Origin of the sequence: Pseudogemmatithrix spongiicola (genome assembly GCF_030623445.1) — a bacterium.
Taxonomy (GTDB): domain Bacteria; phylum Gemmatimonadota; class Gemmatimonadetes; order Gemmatimonadales; family Gemmatimonadaceae; genus Pseudogemmatithrix; species Pseudogemmatithrix spongiicola.
In genome coordinates, this window is record NZ_CP130613.1 from 1,994,818 (window position 1) to 2,017,783 (window position 22,966).

General features: G+C 67.6%; 18 protein-coding genes. All 18 read right to left on the bottom strand.

The genetic code is table 11. The features are described 5' to 3' along the window. Window positions 1-17: 17 nt before the first annotated feature. The gene (gene rimI, locus Strain318_RS09160) at window positions 18-491 is read right to left on the bottom strand and encodes a ribosomal protein S18-alanine N-acetyltransferase (protein ID WP_367885404.1); all 474 of its coding nucleotides are present in this window, start codon (window positions 489-491) and stop codon (window positions 18-20) included. Continuing rightward, a complete protein-coding gene (tsaB, locus tag Strain318_RS09165) occupies window positions 488-1,177 on the bottom strand; it encodes a tRNA (adenosine(37)-N6)-threonylcarbamoyltransferase complex dimerization subunit type 1 TsaB (protein WP_367885405.1) in 690 nt (229 codons plus the stop codon). The genes rimI and tsaB overlap by 4 nt, the downstream gene beginning before the upstream one ends. Further along, window positions 1,174-1,602 (bottom strand): tRNA (adenosine(37)-N6)-threonylcarbamoyltransferase complex ATPase subunit type 1 TsaE, encoded by a 429-nt coding sequence (gene tsaE, locus Strain318_RS09170; protein ID WP_367885406.1) that lies wholly within the window; start codon window positions 1,600-1,602, stop codon window positions 1,174-1,176. The genes tsaB and tsaE overlap by 4 nt, the downstream gene beginning before the upstream one ends. Beyond that, the gene (uvrB, locus tag Strain318_RS09175; protein ID WP_367885407.1) at window positions 1,589-3,643 is read right to left on the bottom strand and encodes an excinuclease ABC subunit UvrB; all 2,055 of its coding nucleotides are present in this window, start codon (window positions 3,641-3,643) and stop codon (window positions 1,589-1,591) included. The genes tsaE and uvrB overlap by 14 nt, the downstream gene beginning before the upstream one ends. Before the next feature lie 81 nt (window positions 3,644-3,724). Next, complete coding sequence (locus Strain318_RS09180; protein WP_367885408.1) at window positions 3,725-4,171, bottom strand: hypothetical protein; 447 nt, start codon at window positions 4,169-4,171, stop codon at window positions 3,725-3,727. A 222-nt stretch (window positions 4,172-4,393) separates the two neighbouring features. After that, window positions 4,394-6,580, bottom strand: a complete 2,187-nt coding sequence (locus Strain318_RS09185) for a RelA/SpoT family protein (RefSeq protein WP_367887946.1) — start codon at window positions 6,578-6,580, stop codon at window positions 4,394-4,396. Window positions 6,581-6,781: 201 nt separating this feature from the next. Further along, on the bottom strand, window positions 6,782-7,462 hold the full coding sequence (radC, locus tag Strain318_RS09190; protein WP_367885410.1) for a RadC family protein: 681 nt from the start codon (window positions 7,460-7,462) through the stop codon (window positions 6,782-6,784). A 264-nt stretch (window positions 7,463-7,726) separates the two neighbouring features. Next, the gene (gene secA, locus Strain318_RS09195) at window positions 7,727-10,957 is read right to left on the bottom strand and encodes a preprotein translocase subunit SecA (protein ID WP_367885411.1); all 3,231 of its coding nucleotides are present in this window, start codon (window positions 10,955-10,957) and stop codon (window positions 7,727-7,729) included. A 7-nt stretch (window positions 10,958-10,964) separates the two neighbouring features. Further along, window positions 10,965-11,552 carry a nicotinate-nucleotide adenylyltransferase gene (gene nadD / locus Strain318_RS09200; RefSeq protein WP_367885412.1) on the bottom strand — a complete coding sequence of 196 codons (588 nt, stop codon included), beginning with the start codon at window positions 11,550-11,552 and terminating at the stop codon, window positions 10,965-10,967. A 6-nt stretch (window positions 11,553-11,558) separates the two neighbouring features. Then, window positions 11,559-12,332, bottom strand: a complete 774-nt coding sequence (locus Strain318_RS09205) for an outer membrane protein assembly factor BamD (RefSeq protein WP_367885413.1) — start codon at window positions 12,330-12,332, stop codon at window positions 11,559-11,561. Further along, the gene (locus tag Strain318_RS09210; RefSeq protein WP_367885414.1) at window positions 12,333-13,289 is read right to left on the bottom strand and encodes a UDP-glucuronic acid decarboxylase family protein; all 957 of its coding nucleotides are present in this window, start codon (window positions 13,287-13,289) and stop codon (window positions 12,333-12,335) included. Continuing rightward, window positions 13,286-14,593: a UDP-glucose dehydrogenase family protein gene (locus Strain318_RS09215; RefSeq protein WP_367885415.1), complete on the bottom strand. Its 1,308-nt coding sequence runs from the start codon at window positions 14,591-14,593 to the stop codon at window positions 13,286-13,288. Before Strain318_RS09215 ends, Strain318_RS09210 begins: the two co-directional genes overlap by 4 nt. A gap of 7 nt (window positions 14,594-14,600) precedes the next feature. Next, entirely contained in the window at window positions 14,601-15,947 is a 1,347-nt protein-coding gene (locus Strain318_RS09220; RefSeq protein WP_367885416.1) for a nucleotide sugar dehydrogenase, read from the bottom strand. 20 nt (window positions 15,948-15,967) lie between these two features. After that, window positions 15,968-17,080: a DegT/DnrJ/EryC1/StrS family aminotransferase gene (locus Strain318_RS09225; protein ID WP_367885417.1), complete on the bottom strand. Its 1,113-nt coding sequence runs from the start codon at window positions 17,078-17,080 to the stop codon at window positions 15,968-15,970. Between the two features lie 92 nt (window positions 17,081-17,172). Beyond that, window positions 17,173-18,213 carry a Gfo/Idh/MocA family protein gene (locus tag Strain318_RS09230; protein WP_367887947.1) on the bottom strand — a complete coding sequence of 347 codons (1,041 nt, stop codon included), beginning with the start codon at window positions 18,211-18,213 and terminating at the stop codon, window positions 17,173-17,175. Beyond that, the gene (locus Strain318_RS09235) at window positions 18,210-18,788 is read right to left on the bottom strand and encodes an acyltransferase (RefSeq protein ID WP_367885419.1); all 579 of its coding nucleotides are present in this window, start codon (window positions 18,786-18,788) and stop codon (window positions 18,210-18,212) included. The genes Strain318_RS09230 and Strain318_RS09235 overlap by 4 nt, the downstream gene beginning before the upstream one ends. Further along, the gene (gene carB, locus Strain318_RS09240) at window positions 18,785-22,024 is read right to left on the bottom strand and encodes a carbamoyl-phosphate synthase large subunit (RefSeq protein ID WP_367885420.1); all 3,240 of its coding nucleotides are present in this window, start codon (window positions 22,022-22,024) and stop codon (window positions 18,785-18,787) included. Before carB ends, Strain318_RS09235 begins: the two co-directional genes overlap by 4 nt. Further along, entirely contained in the window at window positions 22,011-22,964 is a 954-nt protein-coding gene (locus Strain318_RS09245) for an NAD-dependent epimerase/dehydratase family protein (protein WP_367885421.1), read from the bottom strand. The genes carB and Strain318_RS09245 overlap by 14 nt, the downstream gene beginning before the upstream one ends. Window positions 22,965-22,966: the final 2 nt, after the last annotated feature.

Here is a 22,966-nt window from a genome sequence, read left to right on the forward strand (position 1 = left end):
GGCCCCGCAAGCCCGCACTACGCGGACGCGGTCGCCGTCCCCGGCATCCGCCTCATGACCACCGCATCCTCCACCGGCTTCGAGTAGTACCCCTTTCGCCGCGCGATTTCCACGAAGCCAAAGGCCCGATACAACGCGATCGCCGGTGCATTCGACTCGCGCACCTCGAGGAAGACCTGGGTCCGCGCGTACCCGCCGACGGCCTTGATGAAATCGTCCAGCAGCAGTCGGCCGATACCCTGCCCACGGGCCTCTGGGGCGACCGCGAGGTTCGCGAGCTCCGCTTCGTCATCGATGCGACGTCCTACCCAGTAGCCGACGACGCTGCCGGCCCGCTCGGCCACCCAACAGTCCGGGCGCGACCCGTCACACAGCTCGACGAAGGAGTGCGTCGGCCATGGATCGGGAAAGCAGGCGCGCTCAATCTGGAAGAGGCGCCCTGCGTCGTCCCGCACAGGGGCGCGGATGACCACGGCAGCCGGGCCGCTCATCCCAGCGGCCTCCCGTGTGCGGCCTCCCACTTCACCTGCGCCTCGGCGAGCCGGCCGTACATCGGCTCCCACGTGGCGAGGTCCGCCGGCGCGGCGGCCGCGAGCGACAGACAGCGCCGCACCCCTCGGGCATGCGGATGAGCGCGATGCGCCGCAGTCGGGCCGATCGGCAGCGCCTCAAGCTCCGCGGCACGCTCGGCGACCGCGTCGGCGCGCACCAGGCCCAGATGCTCGACCCGCGTGGCCACGCCCTCGGCACCGACGCTCACCAGCGCGGCGTAGCACTCGCCGCGAAGGGCATCGAGCGTCGACAACCAGCGCGTCCCCGCCGCTGCCGTCGACGCATCCGCGGCTACCGTGAGCGCGAGCGACGAGACGCTGAACAGCGGGACTCCCCGCGCATGCGCGATACCCTTGGCCGTCGCTCCGACGACGCGCAGCGCGGTGAAGCTGCCTGGCCCGGCACCGACCACGAGGCTATCGATCGCGTGCATGGGCGTGGCACAGTCCGCCAGCAACCCGAGCAGCGCGGGAAAGAAGGTCTCGTCGCGGTCGCTTCGCATGATGACATCCCGCGAGTCCACGAGCGCGCCATCCCGCAGCAGCGCGATGGTCCCGTCGCCCATCGCGGCGTCCATGGCGAGCACGACGCCGCGGGCTGGCGTCGGCGGCGATCCGACGCTCATGCCTCGGCTCCCGTCCAATGCAAGCGCCGCTTCGCCACGTCCCCCGGCATGTGCTCAAGTCGCAGCGCGACGCGGCTCGGCGGCAGCGACGACTCCGCGACCTCCGGCCACTCGATCAAGACGACGCCCCCCGACCGCAGCGCATCGTCGAGCCCGACCTGCGGCAGTTCCGCGGCGCTGCGAAGACGATACAGATCGAAATGCCAGATCGGACCACGCGGTGACTCGTAGCGATGCGCGATGCCATACGTCGGGCTCGTCACATCGTCGCGCACACCGAGTCCCGCCGCGATGGCCTGCACGAGCGTGGTCTTCCCGGCTCCCAGGTCGCCGCTGAGCGTGATGACGGCGCCGCCCGTGGCCCTGCCGCCCAATGCACGGCCCCACGCGACCAACTCATCGCGCGTCAACTCAGCGACGGGCACGACCGGACTTTGCGGCGTTGTCCCCCATCGCCGCCTTGAGGTCGAACAGCTCATCGCGCAGCCGGGCGGCCGTCTCGAAATCGAGATTCTTCGCCGCCGCGCGCATCTCCTCCTCGAGCCGCTGCACGAGACCGGGCAGGTCATCCGTGCCGTAGGCCCGCTGTGCTTCCGCGACCTTCTTCTGCTTCTTGCCGCGCGTGCGCGCGTCCTCGCGCGCCTCGCTGCCCTCGCGCGCGTCCGCCACGCGGGTCGAGAACCGCACTTGGTCCAACGACTTGTGCACGCCCGCGGGCACGATGCCGTGTACGCGGTTGAAGGCCTCCTGCACCGTGCGGCGCCGCGAGGTCTCGTCGAGGCAGCGCTGCATCGAGCCGGTGACCCTGTCCGCGTAGAAGATCGCGCGGCCGTCCACGTGGCGCGCGGCGCGGCCCACCGTCTGGATCAGCGAGCGATCGGAACGCAGGAAGCCCTCTTGGTCCGCATCGAGGATCGCCACCAGCGACACCTCGGGCAGGTCGAGGCCTTCGCGGAGGAGGTTGATGCCGATCAAGACGTCGAACTCGCCCAGCCGCAGGCCGCGGACGATCTCCATGCGCTCGATGGCGTCGATGTCGGCGTGCATGTAGCGCACCCGCACGCCGACCTGCGAGAGATAGTCGGTGAGGTCCTCGGCCATGCGCTTCGTCAGCGTCGTGACCAGCACGCGCTCCCCCTTCTTCTCGCGCAGGCGGATCTCGTGCAGCAGGTCGTCCACCTGCCCCTTCACCGGCCGGATCTCGATCACCGGGTCGAGCAGTCCCGTGGGCCGGATCACCTGCTCCACCACCACGCCATCGGAGAGCTTGAGCTCGAGATCGCCCGGCGTCGCGCTCACGTTGATGGCCCGCGGCGTCAGCGCGAGGAACTCGTCGAACATCAACGGCCGGTTGTCGAGCGCGCTGGGCAGGCGGAATCCGTACTCGACCAAGGTCGTCTTGCGCGCGCGGTCGCCGTTGAACATGCCACCGATCTGCGGCAGCGTCACATGCGACTCGTCCACCACGACGAGGAAGTCGTCAGGGAAGTAGTCGAAGAGCACCGCCGGCCGCGACCCCGGTTCCCGTCCGGCGAGGATGCGCGAATAGTTCTCGATGCCCGGGCAGGTGCCGATCTCGAGCAGCATCTCGATGTCGAAGTTCGTGCGGCTCTCCAGCCGCTGGGCCTCGAGCAGCTTGCCCGCCTCCTTCAGGGCCCGCAACCGCTCCACGAGCTCGGCCCGAATCTCCTTGACGGCGCGCTCGATGGTCGGACGGTTGGTGACGAAGTGCTTGGCCGGATAGACGGCCGTGCGCTGCAACGGCGCGATGGTCTGGCCCGTGAGCGGATCGATCTTGCTGATCTTCTCGATCTCGTCACCGAACATCTCGATGCGCACGGCCTGCTCCTCGTAGGCCGGCAGCACCTCGACCGTGTCGCCGCGGACGCGGAAGGTGCCGCGCTCGAAGCTCACGTCGTTGCGGCCGTACTGGATGGCCACCAACGCCTTGAGGATCGCGTCGCGCGCGATCGTCTGTCCGACGTGCAGCTGCACCATGTTCGCGCGGTACTGCTCGGGATCGCCCAGGCCGTAGATGGCCGACACCGTCGCGACGATGATGACGTCGTCGCGTTCCATGAGCGACGAGGTCGCGCGCAGGCGCAGCCGGTCGATGTCCTCGTTGATCGAGGCGTCCTTCTCGATGTAGGTGTCCGACGAGGGGACGTACGCTTCCGGCTGGTAGTAGTCGTAGTACGAGATGAAGTACTCGACCGCATTGTTCGGGAAGAAGCCCTTCAGCTCGCCGTACAGCTGCGCGGCCAGCGTCTTGTTGTGCGAGAGGACCAACGCCGGCTTTCCCCAGGCTTGGATGACGTTGGCCATCGTCATCGTCTTGCCCGAACCCGTGACGCCGAGCAGCGTCTGGAAGCGATCGCCGCGCTTCAGGCCCGCGACCAGCTCCGCGATGGCGCGGGGCTGGTCGCCGGCGGGGGAGAAGGGAGCCTTGAGGTCGAAGGAAGACATTCAACTGCAGTGGTGAGTCGGGAGTCGGGAGTTGGGAGGGCGCGCCTCTTACCACTCACCACTACCGACTCGCAACTGCTCCTAGTTCATCCCGGGGAACAGCGCCCGCTGCCACGGGATCCCCGCGAGAATCACGACCATCGTGATCACCGCGAAGGTGAGCCCCAGCTTGTGCTTGGCGGCATCCGTCGCGCGGTTCTTGGCGACGATGCTGCCGACGGTGATGAGGATCGCCGCGAGCACCATCAGCGTGGGGTGCTCCACGACCACCTGGCGCAACGCGCGGTCGGCCATCGTCGCTTCCATGTCACGCATCGCGGCCTGGACGATCGGGCTGTTCATCAGCAGCAGCAGGCCGATCAGCAGCTGGAGGTGCACCGTGCCCATGAACATCGACAGGGACTTGCGCGCGGCGGCAAAGGGCGTGGCGCCGCCGAGTCCCTGCGCGGTGCGCACGATGGCGAGCACGCCGAGCACGAGGACGACCCAGCGGAGGAGATTGTGCGTGTGGAGGAGGGCGCTATGCATTGGCGGCGGAGGACGGGGGACGGACGCTTCGCGAGCGAGCCTACGCAATGTAGCAAAGGTGGGGCGCTGGCGGACTTGAGGAGTCGCGGATTGCGCGCGGTCGGGGGCAGGCCACGCCCTGCGGGACCTGACCGCTTCGCGCACGGTCCCTTCGGGCGTGGCCTTCCCCCTCCCAGCCCAGCTCAGGCGCGCCCCGGCATGCCGCCGCAGAGCCGTGCGCGACTATTCCTCGTCCGCCGACAGGCGCTCGCGCCGCGCCACCTCGCTCACGCCCTTCACGCGCCGCGCGGCCTTCACGATGCGCTCCAGATGCGCGAGGTTCTCGACCTCAACAAGGGCCGCGCCGCTCACACGGCCGTCGGTCGTCTTCAGCTCGAGCGAACGGATGTCGGTCCCCGTGCCGCTGACGGCGGCTGCCAGGTCGGCGTACAGCCCGCGCCGATCACTGCCTTCGATGGCCAGGCGCACGGTGAACCGCTCACCGGCGGTCTCCTGCCAATCGATCTCCAGCCGGCGCTCCGGCTCGTGCACCAGGAACAGCAGGTTCGGGCAGTCCCCACGATGGATGCTCACGCCGCGGCCGCGCGTGACGTACCCCACGACCTGGTCGCCCGGCACGGGCTGGCAGCACTGCGCGTAGCGCACCAGCAGTCCGTCGGCGCCCTGGATCTTGATGCCCTTCGACGTGCGCGGGCCGCGCATGCGGTCGATGAGTCGCTCGATCGGGCTGGGCTTGAGCGCCGCCGCGTCCGCTTCGTCGAGGTCCGGGTAGATCGCCTTCAGCAGCTGCGTCACCGTGATGTCGCCGCTGCCGATGCTCGCGAAGATGTGGTCGGGGCCGTTGAGCTTGAGTGCCTCCACGCCGCGCGCCAGCTCCGCGTCGGTGAGCCTCGCGTGCTTGCGCCGGCGCAGCTCGCGGTCGAGGATCTCCTGGCCGACCGTGATGAAGGTCTTCTGCTCCTCGAGCCGCAGCCACTGCCGGATCTTGTGTCGCGCGCGACCCGTGCGCACATGGGCCAACCAGTCGCGACTCGGGCGCGCACTCGGGGCCCGGATGATCTCCACGGTCTCCGAGTTCCGCAGCTCGCGTGAGAGCGGCACGATGCGCCCGTTCACGCGCGCGCCCTGCGTGTGCAGGCCCAGCTGCGTGTGCACGGCGAACGCGAAGTCGATCGGCGTCGCGCCCTTCGGCAACTGGATCACGTCGCCGTTGGGCGTGAAGACGAAGATCTCGTCCTGGTAGAGGTCGAGCTTGAGGAACTCGAGGAACTGATCCGGCGTCTCGGCGTCGAGCTGCAGCTCGAGGACCTGTCGGAACCACGCGAGGTGGCGGTCGAGGTCCTTGCCCCCCTTCCCTTCGGCCTTGTACACCCAGTGCGCCGCGATGCCGTACTCCGCCGTGCGATGCATCTCGCGCGTACGGATCTGGATCTCGAACAGCGTCCCGCGCGGCCCGAACACCGTCGTGTGCAGCGACTGGTAGCCGTTGCTCTTGGGCGACGCGATGTAGTCCTTGATGCGTTCCTGGAGCGGCGTCCAAGCCCCGTGGATCACGCCGAGTGCGTGGTAGCATTCGGGGATGTTCTCGACCAGCACGCGGATCGCGTACAGGTCGTAGATCTCGTCGTAGGGCTTGGCCCGCTTCTCCATCTTCTTCTGGATGGACCAGAGGTGCTTGGGCCGCCCGCTGACCTCGTGCACCACGACGCCCGCTTCACGCAGTCGCCGCTCCAGGGGCTCGGCCATCTCGCTGGTCAGCTTGTCGCGGTCGGCGCGCGTCTGCGCCACCATCCTCGCGAGCGCGCGGTACTCGTCCGGCTCCAGCCACTTGAACGCGAGATCTTCGAGCTCCGCCTTCACGGAGTTGAGGCCGAAACGGTGCGCCATCGGCGCGTACAGGTCGCGCGTCTCCATGGCGATGCGCTGCCGCTTCTCCTCCGGCATCCACTCCAGCGTGCGCATGTTGTGCAGCCGGTCCGCCAGCTTCACGAGGATCACGCGCACGTCCTTGGCGACCGAGAGCAGCAGCTTGCGGTAGCTCTCGACCTGCCGCTCCTCGCGGGAGGCCATCGGCAGGTGGCCGATCTTCGTGAGCCCGTCGACGATCTGCGCGACTTCGCGGCCGAACTCGCGCTCGACATCCTCCACGGAGTGCGCCGTATCCTCGACCACGTCGTGGATGAGCCCGCTCGCCACGGTGATCGAGTCGAGCTGCAGCTCGGCGAGGATCTTCGCCACCTGCACGCAGTGCGTGACGTAGGGATCGCCGTTGCGCCGCGTCTGCCCCGCGTGCGCGCGCTCGCTGAAGCGATACGCCTTCGCGAGCAGGTCCATGTCCAAGCGCCCCGACGCCTGTTCGGACGTCAGGTCCCAGCCGGGGATGAGGTCGGTGAGGACGGGGGCGGACACCCTCGGTATATCGCGGGTTCGCGCAGTCGGGTCAACTGCGGGGGAGAGGGGGGCACGGGCGGAGGGGGGACGAGGGGATACGGGATACGGGAGAGGAGGGGGAGACGTCTCACGGACGTCCCACATCTCCCCCCCGTCGCCCTCATCACTTCTACCCTCGTCCCAACCCCCGCCCCTGCCCCCGTCTCCCCTCTCCCACCGTCACAACAGTCCCATCTCCGCAAACGACACATACCGCCCCCGCCCAATCACCACATGGTCATGAATCGGAATATCGAGCAGCCGCCCCGCCGCCACGAGCTGGCTCGTGATCGCGCGGTCGTCCGCGCTCGGGGTCGGGTCGCCGCTGGGGTGGTTGTGGACCAGCACCACGCTGGCCGCGCGCTCGGCGATGGCCTCGCGGAAGACTTCGCGAGGATGCACCAGACTCGAGTTCAGGATGCCGCGGCTCACGAGGATGTCCCGTTCCAGGCGGTGCTGCGAATCCAGCACCGCCACGTGGAACTCCTCGACGGTGAGTCCCTCCATGCGGGGGCCGTAGAAGCGCCACACATCGCGCGGCCCGCGGAGGGGTTCGCCGTCATCGGCGGTCTCGAGCGCGAGCCGCCGGCCGAGCTCCAAGGCCGCGAAGATGGACAGCGCCTTGGCCTCGCCAAGGCCGTGCATGGCGGTCAGGGTGGCCACGGGCAACTGCGAGAGCCGCCGCAGGGAGCCGCCGGCCCGATGCAGGATGTGTTGGGCCGCCTCGGCGACTGGCACCCCAACCGTGCCGGTACCCAGCAGCAGGGCCAGCAACTCGGAGGTGGTGAGGGCAGACGCGCCCAAGGCGCGCAAGCGTTCCCGCGGGCGGTCAGCGGGGGGGAGGGAGAGAATGGTCGTCACGGAGCCATGCTAGCGCTGACGGCTCTCGAGGCGCGTACCGAATCTCTGCGGGAGCCTTTGGCTCGATGCGCTGGACGGCGGGGAGACGGGAGAGGGAGGTACGGGCGGAGATGGAGAGACGGGAATGGGGGAGATGGGGGGCAGACGTCTGACGAACCTCCGACGTCTCCCCCCCGTCTCTCCTATTGCCTCTCCCGTCGACCCAACCCCCGCCCCTACCGCCGTCTCCCTTCTTCCAGCCGAATCGAGAGACGAAAGGCGTGGTCACGCCCCATGGCATTTCTTGAACTTCTTGCCGCTCCCGCAGGGGCACGGATCATTCCGCCCGACATTGGCGTACTCCCCCTCTCCCGCGGCCCCACCCGTCCCCGCCCCCGTCACGGCCGGCGGCGGCGCCGCGTCGAGTGACCGGACGCCGCGCCCCGCGCCGACCACGCTCGGCTGCGGCGCTGCGACGGGAGAAAGACCGAACGGATCCACCCCCTCGCCCGGCGCCGCGCTGTCCGACGGCCCGCTGACCGACGTGATGACGGGCGGCAGCGGCTGCGGCGGCGGCTCGAACACCAGCTGCACCTTGAGGAAGCGCTCCGCGAAGGTGTGCTGGATATCGCGCATCAGGTCTTCGAACATCGTGAACGCGTCCTGCTTGTACTCCACGAGCGGGTCCTTCTGGCCCCACGAGCGATAGCCGATCGCGTTGCGCAGCTGGTCGAGGTCGTAGAGGTGATCCTTCCACTTCTCGTCCAGCACGTTGAGCATGACGAGGGACAGCAGGCGTCCCCCGAACTCGCCCAGCGACTTCACCTTCGCGTCGAACGCCTCCTGGGCGGCAACCGACGCCTCGTCCTGCGCCTCGCGCACGCTTGCCGCGCGACGGCCGTCGGGTTCGAAGCCCGGCACGCGTAGCAGATACTGCATCAGCAGGTCCTGCCGAACGAGTTCGACGTCCCAATCCTCGCTCGTCTCGTACTCGGCCAGCGCCGTCTCCACACGGCGCGTGACGGCCGCCTGCACCATCTTCGCCGCCTCGCCGCGCAGCTCCTCGCCGGCATCGAGGGCGAATGACCGCAGCGAGTAGATGACTTCACGCTGCTGGTTCATGACGTCGTCATAGTCCAGCAGGCGCTTGCGGCTCTGGAAGTTCTGGAGCTCGACGCGCTTCTGCGCCTGCTCGATCGCCCGCGTGATCAGCGAGTGCGTGAGCACCTCGCCTTCCTGCGCGCCGAGTCCGTCCATGAGGCGCGCGATGCGGTCCGAGCCGAAGAGCCGCATGAGGTCGTCTTCGAGCGACAGGAAGAACTGCGAGCTGCCCGGGTCGCCCTGGCGACCCGCACGCCCACGCAGCTGGCGGTCGATGCGCCGCGACTCGTGCCGCTCGGAGCCGATGATGTGCAGGCCGCCCGGCTCCTGCACGTTCACGTCCTTGCCCGACGCCGCATCCTTCACGGTCGAGGGCTTTGCCTCGCGTACGCCGGCGCCGAGTTTGATGTCGGTGCCGCGGCCGGCCATGTTGGTCGCGATCGTGATCGCCCCCGGCTGGCCCGCCAGCGAGACGATCTCGGCCTCGCGCTGGTGATACTTGGCGTTGAGCACGTTGTGCGGCAGGCCCGCGCGCTGGAACATGCGCGAGAGCGTCTCGGAGGCCTCGACGCTGGTCGTACCGACGAGCACCGGGAAGCCGAGCCCGTGCAGACGGCGCGTCTCCTCGACGATGCCGTTGTACTTCTCGCGGCGCGTCTTGTACACGAGGTCGTGACGGTCGTCGCGCTGGATCGGCTTGTTGGTCGGGATGACCGCGACTTCGAGCCCGTAGATCTGAAAGAACTCCGTCTCTTCGGTCTCGGCCGTACCGGTCATGCCGGCCAGCTTCTCGTAGAGTCGGAAGTAGTTCTGGATCGTGATGGTCGCGAGCGTCTGCGTCTCGCCCTTCACCTGCACGCCTTCCTTGGCCTCGACGGCCTGGTGCAGGCCTTCGCTCCAGCGACGCCCCGGCATCGTGCGGCCGGTGTACTCATCGACGATGAGCACCTGGCCTTCCTGCACGACGTAGTTCACGTCCTTCTCGTACAGGGCGTGCGCCTTGAGCAGCTGGTGGATGATGTTGAGCTTCTCGCTGCGCACGGCGTAGGCCGTCTCGACCGCGCGGCGCGCCTCGAGCTTGGCCTTGGCGTCGAGCGACTCATCGCGCTCGATCTTGCCCATCTCCATCGAGATGTCGGGCAGCACGAAATCCAGCGGCGACGTCGGCGAGAGGAAGTCGACGCCCGCATCCGTGAGGTGCACCGAGTGCCCCTTCTCGTCCAGCACGAACAGGAGATCGTCCTCGATGTCGCGGAACTGCTGCTTCACGGCCGACAGCTTGCGGTCGGCCAGGTGCGCGAGCTCCTGCTGCAGGATGAGCTGCTTGACGCCCGTCTCCTGCATGACCTTGAGGAGGCGCTTGTTCTTCGGGCTGCCCATGCGCGCCTTGTAGAAGCACAGGGCGGCCGTGTCCTTGTCGCCCGCCGCGAGGGCCTTCTCGCCCCTCGCCACGAGGTCGTTCACGAGCTCCGTCTGGCGGCGGACGAGGCGCGAGACCGTGGCATTGTGCTCGGCGTAGGCCTTGTCGCCGTCGTTGCCGACGGGCCCGGAGATGATGAGCGGCGTGCGCGCTTCGTCGATGAGCACGGAGTCGACTTCGTCGACGATCGCGTACACGTGCTGGCGCTGCACCCGCTGTTCCAGCGCGACCACCATGTTGTCACGCAGGTAATCGAAGCCGAACTCGTTGTTCGTGCCGTACGTGATGTCGCAGTTGTACGCGGCGCGGCGCGCCGGCGTGCCGGGCTCCGTGTCGTCGAGGCAGCCAACGGTGAGGCCCAAGTACTTGAAGAGGTGCCCCATCCACTGCGAGTCGCGGCGGGCGAGGTAAGAGTTCACCGTCACCAGGTGCGTGCCGCGGCCCGGCAGCGCATTCAGGTAGAGCGGCAGCGTTGCGACCAGCGTCTTGCCCTCGCCCGTCGCCATTTCCGCGATGCGCCCCAGGTGCAACTGGATGCCGCCGATCAGCTGCACGTCGTAGTGCACCATGTCCCACGGCAGGTCGTGGCCGGTCACCGACACGGTGCTGCCGACCAGGCGGCGCGCCGCCTCCCGGACCGTCGCGAATGCCTCGGGCAGCAGCTCGTCGAGCACTTCCCCCAGCTGCTCACGGTACTGCGCCTCGAGTCCGCCTTGCCCGTTCGGCCCCACCAGCTCGAGGTCGATCGCTTCGCGCTCGGCGGCGTCGGCCGCGTCGTGCTTGCGCTGCTTCAGGGCGGCGATCTTGCCGGACACCTCGGCGGTCCGCTCGGCGATGATCCCGCGGAACTTCTCCGTCTGGCGCTGCAGCTCGTTTTCCGTGAGCTGCTGCAGCCGCGCCCCTTGGGCGTTGATCTCGTCGACGATCGGCTGGACGCGCTTCTGTTCCCGTTCGTGGCGGGTGCCGAACACGGCCCCGATCAGCTTCTTGAGCATGCGAATGTCACTCGGTGGTGGTGCGGTACAACCCGTGGGCGGCGATGTAGTCCGCGACGGCATCCGGCACGAAGCCCCGGATGCTGCGCCCCTCCGCCACACGGGCGCGGATCTCCGTCGCGGAGATATCCACGCGCCGCATCGGGAACGGCTGGGCGCGGAACCCCGCCGGCAGTTGCATCGGCTCGGCCCCGCGCCCCGCGACTGCCACCTGTACCAGCAAGCCCAATGCCTCGGGTTCGCGCCACTGTGGCAGGGTCGCCGCCGTATCTGCTCCCATCAACAGGATCAGCTCGGCGTCAGGAAGTGCGGCCTTCAGGGCCCGCACGGTATCAACAGTGTAAGATAACCCCCCGCGGGCGACCTCCGAACCATCCACGGAGAATCGAAAATCCGCAGCCGCCAGGGCCTCCGTCATGGCGAGGCGGTGCTCGGCGGGTGTCATCGCGACCCCCTGCTTGAGCGGCTGGCGCGCCGCCGGCACGAAGATCAGGCGGTCGAGGGCGAGGTGGTCGAGCGCGTCCAACGCCAGGAGCAGGTGCCCGACGTGCGGCGGGTCGAACGTCCCGCCAAAAATGCCGACGCGTTGGCCCACGTCGGGCTAGCGCCCCGCGCTCGGCGCGCCGGCAGACGGCTGGCGGCAGGTCGCCTGCACCTCAGGATCCGCGGGGAACCCGCCGCGCAGCGCGGCGCAGATCTCCTCGGCGTCCTCTTGGTAGTTCATCACCGGAAGCCGGAACACGCGCACCATCTCCAGCATCGAGCGGCGCGCCATGTCCGTGTTCGGATACTCGGTCACCACGGCGCGCAGGTAGATGAGGGCCGAGTCGTAGGCCTTCCGGCGGACGTAGTGCATGCCCGTCTCGAAGTCCTTGGTGGCGAACCACTCGTCGAGCTCCTCGAGTTTGCGCTGCGCGGAATCCGCGAATGGCGAGTCGGGAAACACGCCCTGCACCAGCCGGAATTGCGATTGCGCGAGGATGCCATACTGCGGGTCCAGCGTCGGGCGGCGCCACATCTCGCGGTACGAGATGCCGGCCATGTACATGGCGTCGTCGGCCAAGGTGTCGTTCGGGAACTGCTCGGCGACGCGGCTGAAGCTCTGCGCGGCCAGCAGCCGCTCGTCATTCCTGCGGCGCGCCTGGCCGAGCCACCAATGGGCCCGCGGCAACAGCGTGTCGCGGGTCGGCAGGTCGAAGGTCAGCCGTTCGAACGCCGTGATGGCGTTGGAGTACTTCCCGCGCTCATACTCGGCCATCCCTGCCCGGTACAGCGCCACCGACGACGGGAAGTTCCGGACGTTGAAGGTCCGGAAGCACGCGGTCGTGGCAGCGAACAGGAGGACGAGGACAAGCGTCGGACGAAAACGGTGCATTTAGGTCGGTGGTTGCAGCCGCGGCGTGCCCTTCAAGCCGCGGAAGTACTCAATGGTACGCGCCAAACCCTCACGGAGTTGGACACGCGGTTCCCAGCCAAGGATGCTCTTGGCGCGGGTGATGTCCGGCTGCCTGACCTTGGGGTCGTCGGCCGGGAGCGGGTGCGAGACGATCTCACTCGTGCTACCCGTCAGCTCGAGCACAAGTTCAGCCAGCTGGCGGACGGTGAACTCGTTCGGATTGCCGATGTTCACGGGCATCGTCTCGGACGAGTTGAACAGCCTGTAAATACCCTCGACCTCGTCTTCGGCATAACAGAACGATCGCGTCTGCGATCCGTCGCCGTAGACCGTCAGTGGCGCGCCCTGCAGCGCCTGCACGATGAAGTTCGAGACCACGCGACCGTCGTGCGGCCGCATGCGCGGGCCGTAGGTGTTGAAGATGCGGACGATGCGCGTGTCCACGCCCTGCGCACGGTGGTAGGCCATGGTCATGGCCTCGGCGAAGCGCTTGGCCTCGTCGTAGCAGCCTCTTGGCCCCACGGGGTTGACATTGCCCCAATAGGATTCGGGCTGCGGATGCACGAGGGGGTCCCCGTACACTTCGCTGGTGCTCGCCAACAGGAACCGCGCGCCCTTCGCGAGGGCGATGCCCAGCGCATTATGGGTGCCGAGGGAGCCGACCTTGAGGGTCTGAATCGGCATCTCGAGATAGTCCACCGGGCTGGCCGGCGAGGCGAAGTGCAGCACGCCGTCGAGCGGACCCGCGACGTACGTGAACTCGGAGATGTTGTGGCGGAGGAACTTGAAGCGTTCGTGGCCGAACAGGTGGGCGATGTTGTCGGCGTGTCCCGTGAGGAAGTTGTCCAATCCGACAACCTCATGCCCCTCGGCGAGAAAACGGTCGCAGAGGTGCGACCCGAGAAACCCTGCAGCGCCGGTGATGAGCACTCTCATGCGCGGCCCCGCCCGATGGAGCGATAGGTGAAGCCCAACGATTCCATCTTCGTGGGATCGTACAGGTTCCGGCCGTCCACGACGACTGGCTGTTTGAGCACTGACTTCAGGCGTGCGAAGTCCGGGAAGCGGTACTCGTTCCAGTCGGTCACGACCACCATCGCGTCCGCACCCTGGGCCGCTTCGTAGGAGGTCTTCGCGTAGCCGATCGCATCGCCGATGCGCCGCCGCGTCTCGTGCATCGCGGCGGGATCGTGGGCCACCACGGTGGCGCCTGCCGTCAGCAACTCCTCGATGAGCACCAATGCCGGCGACTCGCGCATGTCGTCCGTGTTTGCCTTGAACGCCAATCCCCAGAGCGCGATGCGCCGGCCCTTGAGCTGCCCGCCGAAGACCTCGGTGATCTTCTGGAAGAGGCGATGCTTCTGCTTCTCGTTCGCGTCCTCGACGGCCTTGAGCACGCCCATCGGCGCTCCCCGCTCCTCCGACGTGCGCACGAGCGCCTTCACATCCTTGGGGAAGCAGCTCCCGCCGTAGCCGGGGCCGGGAAACAGGAAGGCCGGCCCGATGCGGGAGTCCGAGCCGATACCCTTGCGCACGAGATCGACGTTCGCGCCGACCTTCTCACAGAGGTTAGCGATCTCATTCATGAACGAGATGCGCGTCGCGAGCATGGCGTTCGCCGCGTACTTCGTCATCTCCGCGGACGGGATGTCCATGAAGATTATCGGCTTACCCGTCCGGACGAACGGCGCATAGAGCTCAGCCATGCGCTCTCGGGCGAACTCCGTCTCGACGCCGACCACCACACGATCCGGCTTCATGAAGTCGTCGAGTGCCGCCCCTTCCTTCAGGAACTCGGGGTTGGAGCTCATGTGGAAGGGGACCGTCGCGTGCGGGCGGATCGCCGCGGCGACCTTCTCCGCCGTGCCGACGGGCACGGTCGACTTCGTCACGACCACGACTTCGCGCGCCGCGTGCTTGCCGATGCTGTCGGCGACGGCGAGTACGTGTTTGAGGTCGGCAGAGCCGTCTTCGTCCGGCGGCGTCCCGACGGCAATGAAGATCACCTCGGCGTCACGGATTGCCGACGGCACGTCGGTGGTGAACACCAAGCGTCCGGCGGCCTGGTTCCGCTCGACATACTCCTCCAGACCCGGTTCATAGATCGGCAGGACGTTCTTCTTGAGCCCGTCGACCTTGCCTTGATCGACGTCCGCGCAGATAACGTCATTTCCGGTTTCGGCGAGGCAGGCACCGACCACGAGGCCGACGTAGCCCGTGCCAACGACTGTGATCTTCATGACGCGATCAGTGGGATGAGATGGGCAGGCGCTGGGCAGTCAGCGGGATGATGCGCGCCTTCGACGCCTTGACCTTCCCCAGCGCGTTCCGCGTATCCACCACCAGCGTGGCGTGATCGACGACGAACTGGTAATCGACCGCGGTGTGGTCCGTCACGACAACGACCGCGTCGGCCGTCGCCAGCGCGTCCTTGGTCAGCGCGACGCTGGACGCTTCGTGCCCGTCCTCGCGGAAGCTGGGAACGAACGGATCGTGATAGCTCACTACGGCACCGCGCGCCTCAAGCAGTCTCATGACGTCTAGCGCCGGCGACTCGCGCATGTCATCGATGTCCTTCTTGTACGCGATGCCAAGCACGAGCACGCGGCTGCCGTTGACCGCCTTGCGGTCCTCGTTGAGCGCATGGGCAATCTTCTCGACCACGAAATCCGGCATCGCCGAGTTGATCTCGCTGGCCAAGTCGATGAAGCGCGTCTTGTAGTTCAGCGACCGCATCTTCCACGCGAGGTAGTGCGGGTCGAGCGGGATGCAGTGGCCGCCGATGCCCGGCCCCGGCGTGAACTTCATGAACCCGAACGGCTTCGTCGCGGCGGCGTCGATCACTTCCCACACGTCCACGCCAAGTCGCTCACAGACGATCGCCATCTCGTTCACCAAGCCGATGTTCACCGAGCGGAAGGTGTTCTCGAGCAGCTTCACCAACTCCGCCGCTTCCGGCGACGACACCGGGACGACGGTATCGATCGTCGAGGAGTAGAACCGCGTCGCGACCTCGTTGCAGGCCGGCGTGATGCCGCCGACGACCTTCGGCGTGTTCTTGGTGTTGTACTTCGGATTGCCCGGATCCACGCGTTCCGGCGAAAACGCAAGGAATACGTCCCTGCCGACGGTGAGCCCTTTCGCTTCTAGCCGCGGCTGCAGAAGTTCGCGCGTCGTGCCAGGATACGTCGTGCTCTCGAGCACGATCAGTTGGCCCGGGCGCGTGTGCGCCGCGATCGTCTCGGCGGCTGACAGTACGTACGACATGTCCGGATCGCGGGTCTTCGCCAGCGGCGTCGGCACCGCGATCGAGATGGTGTCCGCGGCGTTCAGCTTCGCCGCGTCGGTCGTCGCCACGAACTTTCCGGACTTCACGTGCTTCGCCACCTGCGCCGCCGGCACGTCCTGGATATGCGACTCGCCGCGCATGAGCAGATCCACGACGCGCGTGCTCACGTCGTAGCCGATCACGTGAAAGCCGGCCTCGCAAAGCTCCATGGCAAGCGGAAGACCGACGTAACCCAGCCCAACCACCGCACTGACTGCTGAGCGATCGGCAATCCTGCTCAGCAGCGCGTCCTTCGTCGAGGGCATGCCTAGGATGGGAGACAGAGTCACTTGCCGAAGAACGACCGCACCGCCGCGACCACATCGTCGCGCTGGGCAGCCGTGAGCTCTGGGAACACGGGGAGCGATACGACTTCCTTCGCCGCCTTCTCGGCCTCGGGGCAGGCACCCTCCTTGTAGCCGAGGTGCGCGAAGCAGGGCTGCAGGTGCAACGGCAGCGGGTAGTACACCGAGTGCCCGATGCCCTTCGCCTTCAGATGGTCCTTGAGCGCATCACGTTGCGGCACCCGAATCGTGTACTGGTTGTAGATGCTCTCGTTGGCCGGATCGATGTACGGCGGCACGATGTCAGCGATGTCCGCGAACGCCTGGGTGTAGAACGCGGCGTTGTCGCGGCGCGCCTGGCTCCACGCCGCCAGGTGCGGCAGCTTGGCCAGCAGCACGGCCGCCTGCAACGCATCGAGCCGCGAGTTGTAGCCCACTTCCTCGTGGAAGTAGGTCTGCACCGAGCCATGCGTGCGCAGGCGCATCAGGCGCTTGAAGATCGCCTCGTCCTGCGTCACGATCATGCCGCCGTCGCCGTAGCCGCCGAGGTTTTTTGACGGGAAGAACGAGAAGGTGCCGATGGTCGCCACCTCCCCCGCCATTCTCCACTCGCCGCCGATCTTCCGGCGCGCGCCGATGCTCTGGGCGGCGTCCTCGATGATCGGCATGCTTGGCAGGAGGCGACGGATCTCCTCGAGTGCCGCCATCTGCCCGAAGAGGTCCACGGGGATCACGGCCTTGGTCTTCGACGTCACCGCCGCCGCCGCGAGGTCGGGGCGGATGTTGTACGTCTTCGGATCGATGTCCACGAACACCGGCGTCGCGCCGACGTTGTGGATCGTCCCCGCCGTGGCGAAGAACGTGAAGGGCGTCGTCACCACCTCGTCGCCGCGCCCGATGTCCAAGGCGCGCATGGCGATGAGAATCGCATCCGTCCCGTTCGCGCAGCCCACCGCGTACTTGGTTTTCGACAGCCCGGCCACTTCGCACTCGAGCTTCTGCACGGGCTCGCCGAGGATGAACGCCTGGTCATCGACGACCTTCATGAGCTGCCGGACGACTTCGTCGCGAATCGTCGCGTGCTGCGCCTTGAGATCGAGAAGCGGTACGGCCATTGGAACGGCACCTGAAAGGGCGAAAGAAAGGCCCGCACGGACACCCGTGCGAGCCTTGTAAGTTCGCTCCCTGACGCAACATAGTCAACGCACTAGAGGGCTCCCCGCAGCGGCAGCGGGACCTCCCGACCGGTCTTGGCCGACTCATATATCCCCAAGATCAGCTCAAGCGACTTCCGGCCGCCTCGACCGTCCGTATCGGGCACGGCCTCGCCCCGAATCACCCGCAAGACGTTGCGGTAATACGGCTCATGCCCGAAGCCGTAGACGGACGGCGGGTCGGTGTTAACCCGCTCCACGTCAGCATCGTCGGGGTCCGCATCGGCGAACGCCCAGTGCTCGATCCGGTTCACCGCCGTCCCACCCACCTTCACGGTCCCCTTCTCGCCGATGAGCGTGAACGACCCCTCGAGGTTCTTGGGATAGGTCAGCATCGTCACCTCGATCACGCCCAAGGCGCCGTTGCGGAACTTGAGCACCGCCGCGCCCGTGTCCTCCGCCTCGATCTTCCGGGCCATCGTCGCCGTCTTCGCGATCACGCTCTCCACCGGACCCACCAGCCATTGCATCAGGTCCACGTAGTGCGAAGCCTGGTTCATGAAGGCGCCGCCATCGAACTCCCAGGTCCCACGCCACGGCGCCTGGTCGTAGTACGACTGCGGTCGCGACCAGTGCACGGTCGTATTCGCCAAGAACAGCCGGCCAAAGCGTCCCTTGTCGAGCGCTCGCTTCACCATCTGCACCGTCGCGTTCAGGCGATTCTGCTTGACGACGAACAGGTGCACCCCCGCATCGTCGCAGGCCTTCACCAGGGCGTCGGCCGACGCCAGCGTGATGGCCATCGGCTTCTCGCTGATGACGTGCTTGCCGGCGCGCGCCGCGAGAATCCCGTGGGCCGGGTGCAGCCCGCTCGGCGTCGCAATCGCCACGGCATCGCAGTCCGCTTCGACCAGCATCTTCTCGTAGCTGGTGAACCACGGCACCTGCCAACGCTCGCCCGCCTCGCGCGCCCGCGCCTCGACGCTGTCGCAGACCGCGGAGAGCTCGAGCCCCTCGACCCTGTCGATGGCCTCGAAGTGGTTGGCGCTGATGCGGCCGCAGCCGACCAGTGCGATGCGCACCGGCGTGCTCACGCGCCCCCCACGGGCGCCAACGCGCCCGCGCGCACCTCGTACGCCGCACCGCACTCCGTACAGTGATAGCCCGGCCCGTCCCCGCGGAGGACCGCGCCGCAGGCGCAGACCCAGCCCGTGCGGCGCGCCGGCACGCCGGTCACCAACGCGTAGGCCGGCACGTCCTTCGTGACCACGGCGCCCGCGCCCACGAAGCAGTACTCACCCAGCGTCGCCCCGCAGACCACCGTCGCGTTCGCACCGATGCTCGCCCCGCGCTTCACCAAAGTCGGACGGTACTCGTCCTTCCGACTGACGTGGCTGCGCGGGTTGATGACGTTCGTGAAGACCATCGATGGGCCGCAGAACACGTCGTCCTCGAGCACCACGCCTTCATAGAGGGACACGTTGTTCTGGATTTTCACCCGATCCCCGACGCGGACGCCGTTCATGACCACGACGTTCTGGCCGATGTTGCAGTCGCGGCCGATCACCGCCCGCGGCATGATGTGGCAGAAATGCCAGACCTTCGTGCCGGCGCCGATCTTGGCGCCCGCATCCACGTACGACGATTCGTGGACGAAGGGCTCGCTCACGCGGGCTCCACCCCGACCATCGCCTGCCACTCCTGCAAGCTCTTCACCGCCGCCTTCGTCGTCCGCATCGTCTCGATCGCCTCACAGGCCGCGCTCGCCCCCGACAGCGTCGTCGTGTACGGCACGCGGTTCGCCACCGCCGCCTGCCGCAGCGAATAGTCGTCCTTCTGCGCCCGCTTGCCCAGCGGCGTGTTGATCAGCAGCTGCAGCTCGCCGTTCACCATCAGGTCGATGCCGTTGGGCCGCCCGCCGCTCACCTTGAACACGCTGCGCGCCTCGATCCCCCGCCCCGCGAGATGCTTGGCCGTGCCCTCCGTCGCCACGAGACCGAAGCCGAGCGTCGCGAACCGGGCGGCGATCTTGCTCGCCTTCGCCTTGTCGCGGTCGTTCACGGTCAACATCACCGTGCCCTCGCGCGGCAGTGGGTTGCCGGCGGAGATCTCGGCCTTGGCATAGGCCATCCCGAAGGTCTCGCTCACACCCATCACCTCGCCCGTGGACCGCATCTCGGGGCCGAGGATCGGGTCGAACTCACGGAACTTCGTGAACGGGAACACCGCTTCCTTCACGCTGACGAACGGCGCGACGATCTCCTCCGTGTACCCCAGTTGCTCCAGCGTCTCCCCGAGCATGACTCGCGCCGCCAACGACGCCAACGGCTTGCCGATGGTCTTCGACACAAACGGCACGGTGCGCGAGGCACGGGGATTGACCTCGAGCACGTAGACGACGCCATCCTTGAGCGCGTACTGCACGTTGATCAAGCCGACGACGCCGAGGGCCTTGGCGAACGCAACGGTGTGCGCCCGCATCTGGTCCTGATGCTCCTGCGAGATCAAGTACGGCGGCAGCGCGCAGGCCGAGTCGCCGGAGTGGATGCCGGCGTCCTCGATGTGCTCCATCACGCCGCCAATCACCACCGTCTCGCCGTCTGACAACGCGTCCACGTCTGCCTCGAACGCGTCCTCGAGGAACGCGTCGACAAGCACCGGGCGATCCTCGCTCACGCGCACCGCGCGCTGGAAGTAATCACGCAGCGACGGCTCGTCATAGACGATCTCCATCGCACGCCCGCCCAACACGTAGCTGGGCCGCAGCAGCACCGGGTACCCGATGCGCTCGGCGATCTTCACTGCCTCCTCGACGCTGGTCGCCGTGCCGTTCGGCGGCTGCTGCACACCCAGCTCGCGGGCCAGCTGCTCGAAGCGCTTACGGTCCTCGGCGATGTCGATCGCCTCGGGTGAGGTGCCGAGGATCTTCACGCCCGCGGCCTCCAAGGGCTTCACCAGCTTCAGCGGCGTCTGGCCGCCGAGCTGCACGATCACGCCCACCGGCTGCTCGCGGTCGACGATCTCCAGCACGTCCTCGAAGGTCAGCGGCTCGAAGTACAGCTTGTCGGAGGTGTCGTAGTCGGTCGAGACGGTCTCGGGGTTCGAGTTCACCATGATCGTCTCGTACCCGGCCTCGCGTAGCGCGAGCGCCGCGCGCACGCAGCAATAGTCGAACTCCACGCCCTGGCCGATGCGATTCGGCCCGGAGCCGAGGATGATCACGCTCTTCTTGCCCGTGCGCGGCGCCTCGCTCTCCTCGTCGTAGGAGGAATACAGGTACGGCGTGTTCGACGGGAACTCGCCGGCGCAGGTGTCGACCATCTTGTACGCCGGGCGCACGCCAAGCGCCCAGCGGCGCTCACGCGCCTGCTGCTCGGTCTCCTTGCGCAGCGCGGCCAGCTGGCGGTCGCTGAAGCCCATGCGCTTCATGCGGCGCACGAGACGCGCGTCCACCGTCGGGGCCGCGGCATACGCCTTCTCGGCCTCGAGCATCTCGGCGAACTGCTCGAGGAACCACGGATCCATCATCGTGCGCTGGCGGATCTCCTCGAGGCTCATGCCGAGGAGCATCGCGCGCTTGATCTGGAACATGCGCTCCGGCACCGGCACCGGGAGCGCGGCGCGCACGGCGTCGATCGAATCGTCCGCCACGCGGTCGTCCACCGGCCGCTCGCCCACCACCCAGCCGGCACGCCCCGTCTCGAGGGCGCGCAGGGCCTTCTGGAAGGCCTCCTTGAACGTACGCCCCATCGCCATCGACTCGCCCACCGACTTCATCTGCGTCGTGAGCGTGGTGTTCGCGCCGGGGAACTTCTCGAAGGCAAAGCGCGGCACCTTCACGACCACGTAGTCGAGGACCGGCTCGAAGCTTGCCGGCGTCGTCTTCGTGATGTCGTTCGGGATCTCGTCGAGCGAGTAGCCCACCGCCAGCTTCGTGCCGATGCGCGCGATCGCGAAGCCCGTCGCCTTCGACGCCAGCGCCGAGGACCGCGACACGCGGGGGTTCATCTCGATGACGACCATCTCGCCGTTCGCCGGGTTCACCGCGAACTGGATGTTGCAGCCACCAGCCGCCACGCCGATCTTGCGGATCACCTTCATCGCCGCGTCGCGCATCACCTGATACTCACGGTCCGACAGCGTCATCGCCGGCGCGCAGGTGATGGAGTCACCCGTGTGGATGCCCATCGGATCGAGGTTCTCGATCGAGCAGATGATCACGACGTTGTCCTGCGCGTCGCGCATCACCTCGAGCTCGTACTCCTTCCAGCCCAGCAGCGAGCGCTCGATCAGCACCTGGGAGATCGGCGATTCGTCGAGCCCGCGGCGCACGATGCGTTCGTACTCGTCGCGGTTGTACGCGATGCCGCCGCCCGAGCCGCCGAGCGTGAACGCCGGCCGGATGATCGCCGGGAAGCCCGTCCACTCGGCGATCTCCAGCGCCTCTTCCCAGGTCGTCGCGATCTTGCCTTCCGGGCACTTGAGCCCGATCTCGGCCATCGCCTCGGCGAACAGCTTGCGGTCCTCGGCCACGGCGATCGCCCGCGCGTTCGCGCCGATCAGCTCCACGCCGTGCTTCTCGAGCACGCCGCGCTCATGCAGGGCCATCGCCACGTTGAGGGCCGTCTGGCCGCCCATGGTGGGCAGCAGCGCGTCGGGCTTCTCGCGCTCGATGATCAGCTCCACGTACTCCGGCGTCACCGGCTCGATGTACGTGCGGTCGGCGACTTCCGGGTCAGTCATGATCGTCGCCGGGTTCGAGTTCACGAGGATGACCTCGTAGCCCTCTTCGCGCAGCGCCTTCGCCGCTTGCGTACCGGAGTAGTCGAACTCAGCGCCCTGCCCGATGACGATCGGGCCGGAGCCGATGAGGAGAATGCGATGGATATCGTTACGACGCGGCATCGAGCAGGTCTTGGATGATGTCGGAGCGGGACTTCACGGGGGTCCAACCGGTTGCCGCACGCAGCTTGGCGTTGTCGCCGACGAGCACGGGGACGTCCACCGCGCGCTGCAGTGCCGGGTCGACCTCGAGGGGCGAACGAACTCCCGCCGCGGCAAGCACTTCCGCCGCCAAGTCCCCCACGCGGACCCCGACTGCACTGCAGACGTTGTAGACCTCGCCCGGCTGCCCGCGCGAAACCAGTGAAATATACGCGGAGACGACGTCGGAAACGTGCAGGAAATCGCGCGTGACGTCGGTGTTGCCGATGCGCACGGGCTGCCCCGTGCGGCGGGCCTCGCGCGCGCGCTGCACGAGCGAGGGCAGCAGGAAGCTCGCGGCCTGGCCGGGGCCGGAATGGTTAAACGCGCGGGTGCAAATCACGCGCAGGCCGTCACGGGCATGTGCCTCGAGCGCAAGGCGCTCCTGCTCCACCTTGGTCGCGGCATAGAACGTGGCGGGGCGCAAAGCGGCCGTTTCCGGCAGCGGAAACTCGTCGGCCTCGTGTCGCCCGTACTCCTCACCGCTGCCGATGACGAGGATGGTCGGATCCCAGCCGGCGTCGGCAGCCCGACGGCGAGCGATCTCCGTCAATAGGCGCGCCGCGATACCGACATTGATGGCGCGAGTCCCGGCCTCATCCGCACCGGCCGCAGGCTGAAACGCGATCCCGGCGAGGTGCAGGATGGCGTCGGGGCGCCGGTCGAGCAGGCGCTCCAAAACAGTATCGTCGCGCAGGTCGCCGGCTATCCACTCGACGCGCGCGCGGTTGTCCGCCGAGAGCGTGCCACTCGACGGAATCCCCTCCAGCGCCGCGCCCGTTACCGCCCACCCATCACGGAGCAATGCCTGGGAGGTCCATTGTCCGACGAACCCAGCCGCTCCCGTGACGAGGGCGCGCATGG

Excerpts from the sequence above, each read along its gene's own strand:
- rimI (WP_367885404.1), bottom strand. The coding sequence starts at position 491 with ATGAGCGGCCCGGCTGCCGTGGTCATCCGCGCCCCTGTGCGGGACGAC.
- tsaB (WP_367885405.1), bottom strand. The coding sequence starts at position 1,177 with ATGAGCGTCGGATCGCCGCCGACGCCAGCCCGCGGCGTCGTGCTCGCC.
- uvrB (WP_367885407.1), bottom strand. The coding sequence starts at position 3,643 with ATGTCTTCCTTCGACCTCAAGGCTCCCTTCTCCCCCGCCGGCGACCAG.
- Strain318_RS09180 (WP_367885408.1), bottom strand. The coding sequence starts at position 4,171 with ATGCATAGCGCCCTCCTCCACACGCACAATCTCCTCCGCTGGGTCGTC.
- secA (WP_367885411.1), bottom strand. The coding sequence starts at position 10,957 with ATGCTCAAGAAGCTGATCGGGGCCGTGTTCGGCACCCGCCACGAACGG.
- Strain318_RS09205 (WP_367885413.1), bottom strand. The coding sequence starts at position 12,332 with ATGCACCGTTTTCGTCCGACGCTTGTCCTCGTCCTCCTGTTCGCTGCC.
- Strain318_RS09210 (WP_367885414.1), bottom strand. The coding sequence starts at position 13,289 with ATGAGAGTGCTCATCACCGGCGCTGCAGGGTTTCTCGGGTCGCACCTC.
- Strain318_RS09215 (WP_367885415.1), bottom strand. The coding sequence starts at position 14,593 with ATGAAGATCACAGTCGTTGGCACGGGCTACGTCGGCCTCGTGGTCGGT.
- Strain318_RS09220 (WP_367885416.1), bottom strand. The coding sequence starts at position 15,947 with ATGCCCTCGACGAAGGACGCGCTGCTGAGCAGGATTGCCGATCGCTCA.
- Strain318_RS09225 (WP_367885417.1), bottom strand. The coding sequence starts at position 17,080 with ATGGCCGTACCGCTTCTCGATCTCAAGGCGCAGCACGCGACGATTCGC.
- carB (WP_367885420.1), bottom strand. The coding sequence starts at position 22,024 with ATGCCGCGTCGTAACGATATCCATCGCATTCTCCTCATCGGCTCCGGC.
- Strain318_RS09245 (WP_367885421.1), bottom strand. The coding sequence starts at position 22,964 with ATGCGCGCCCTCGTCACGGGAGCGGCTGGGTTCGTCGGACAATGGACC.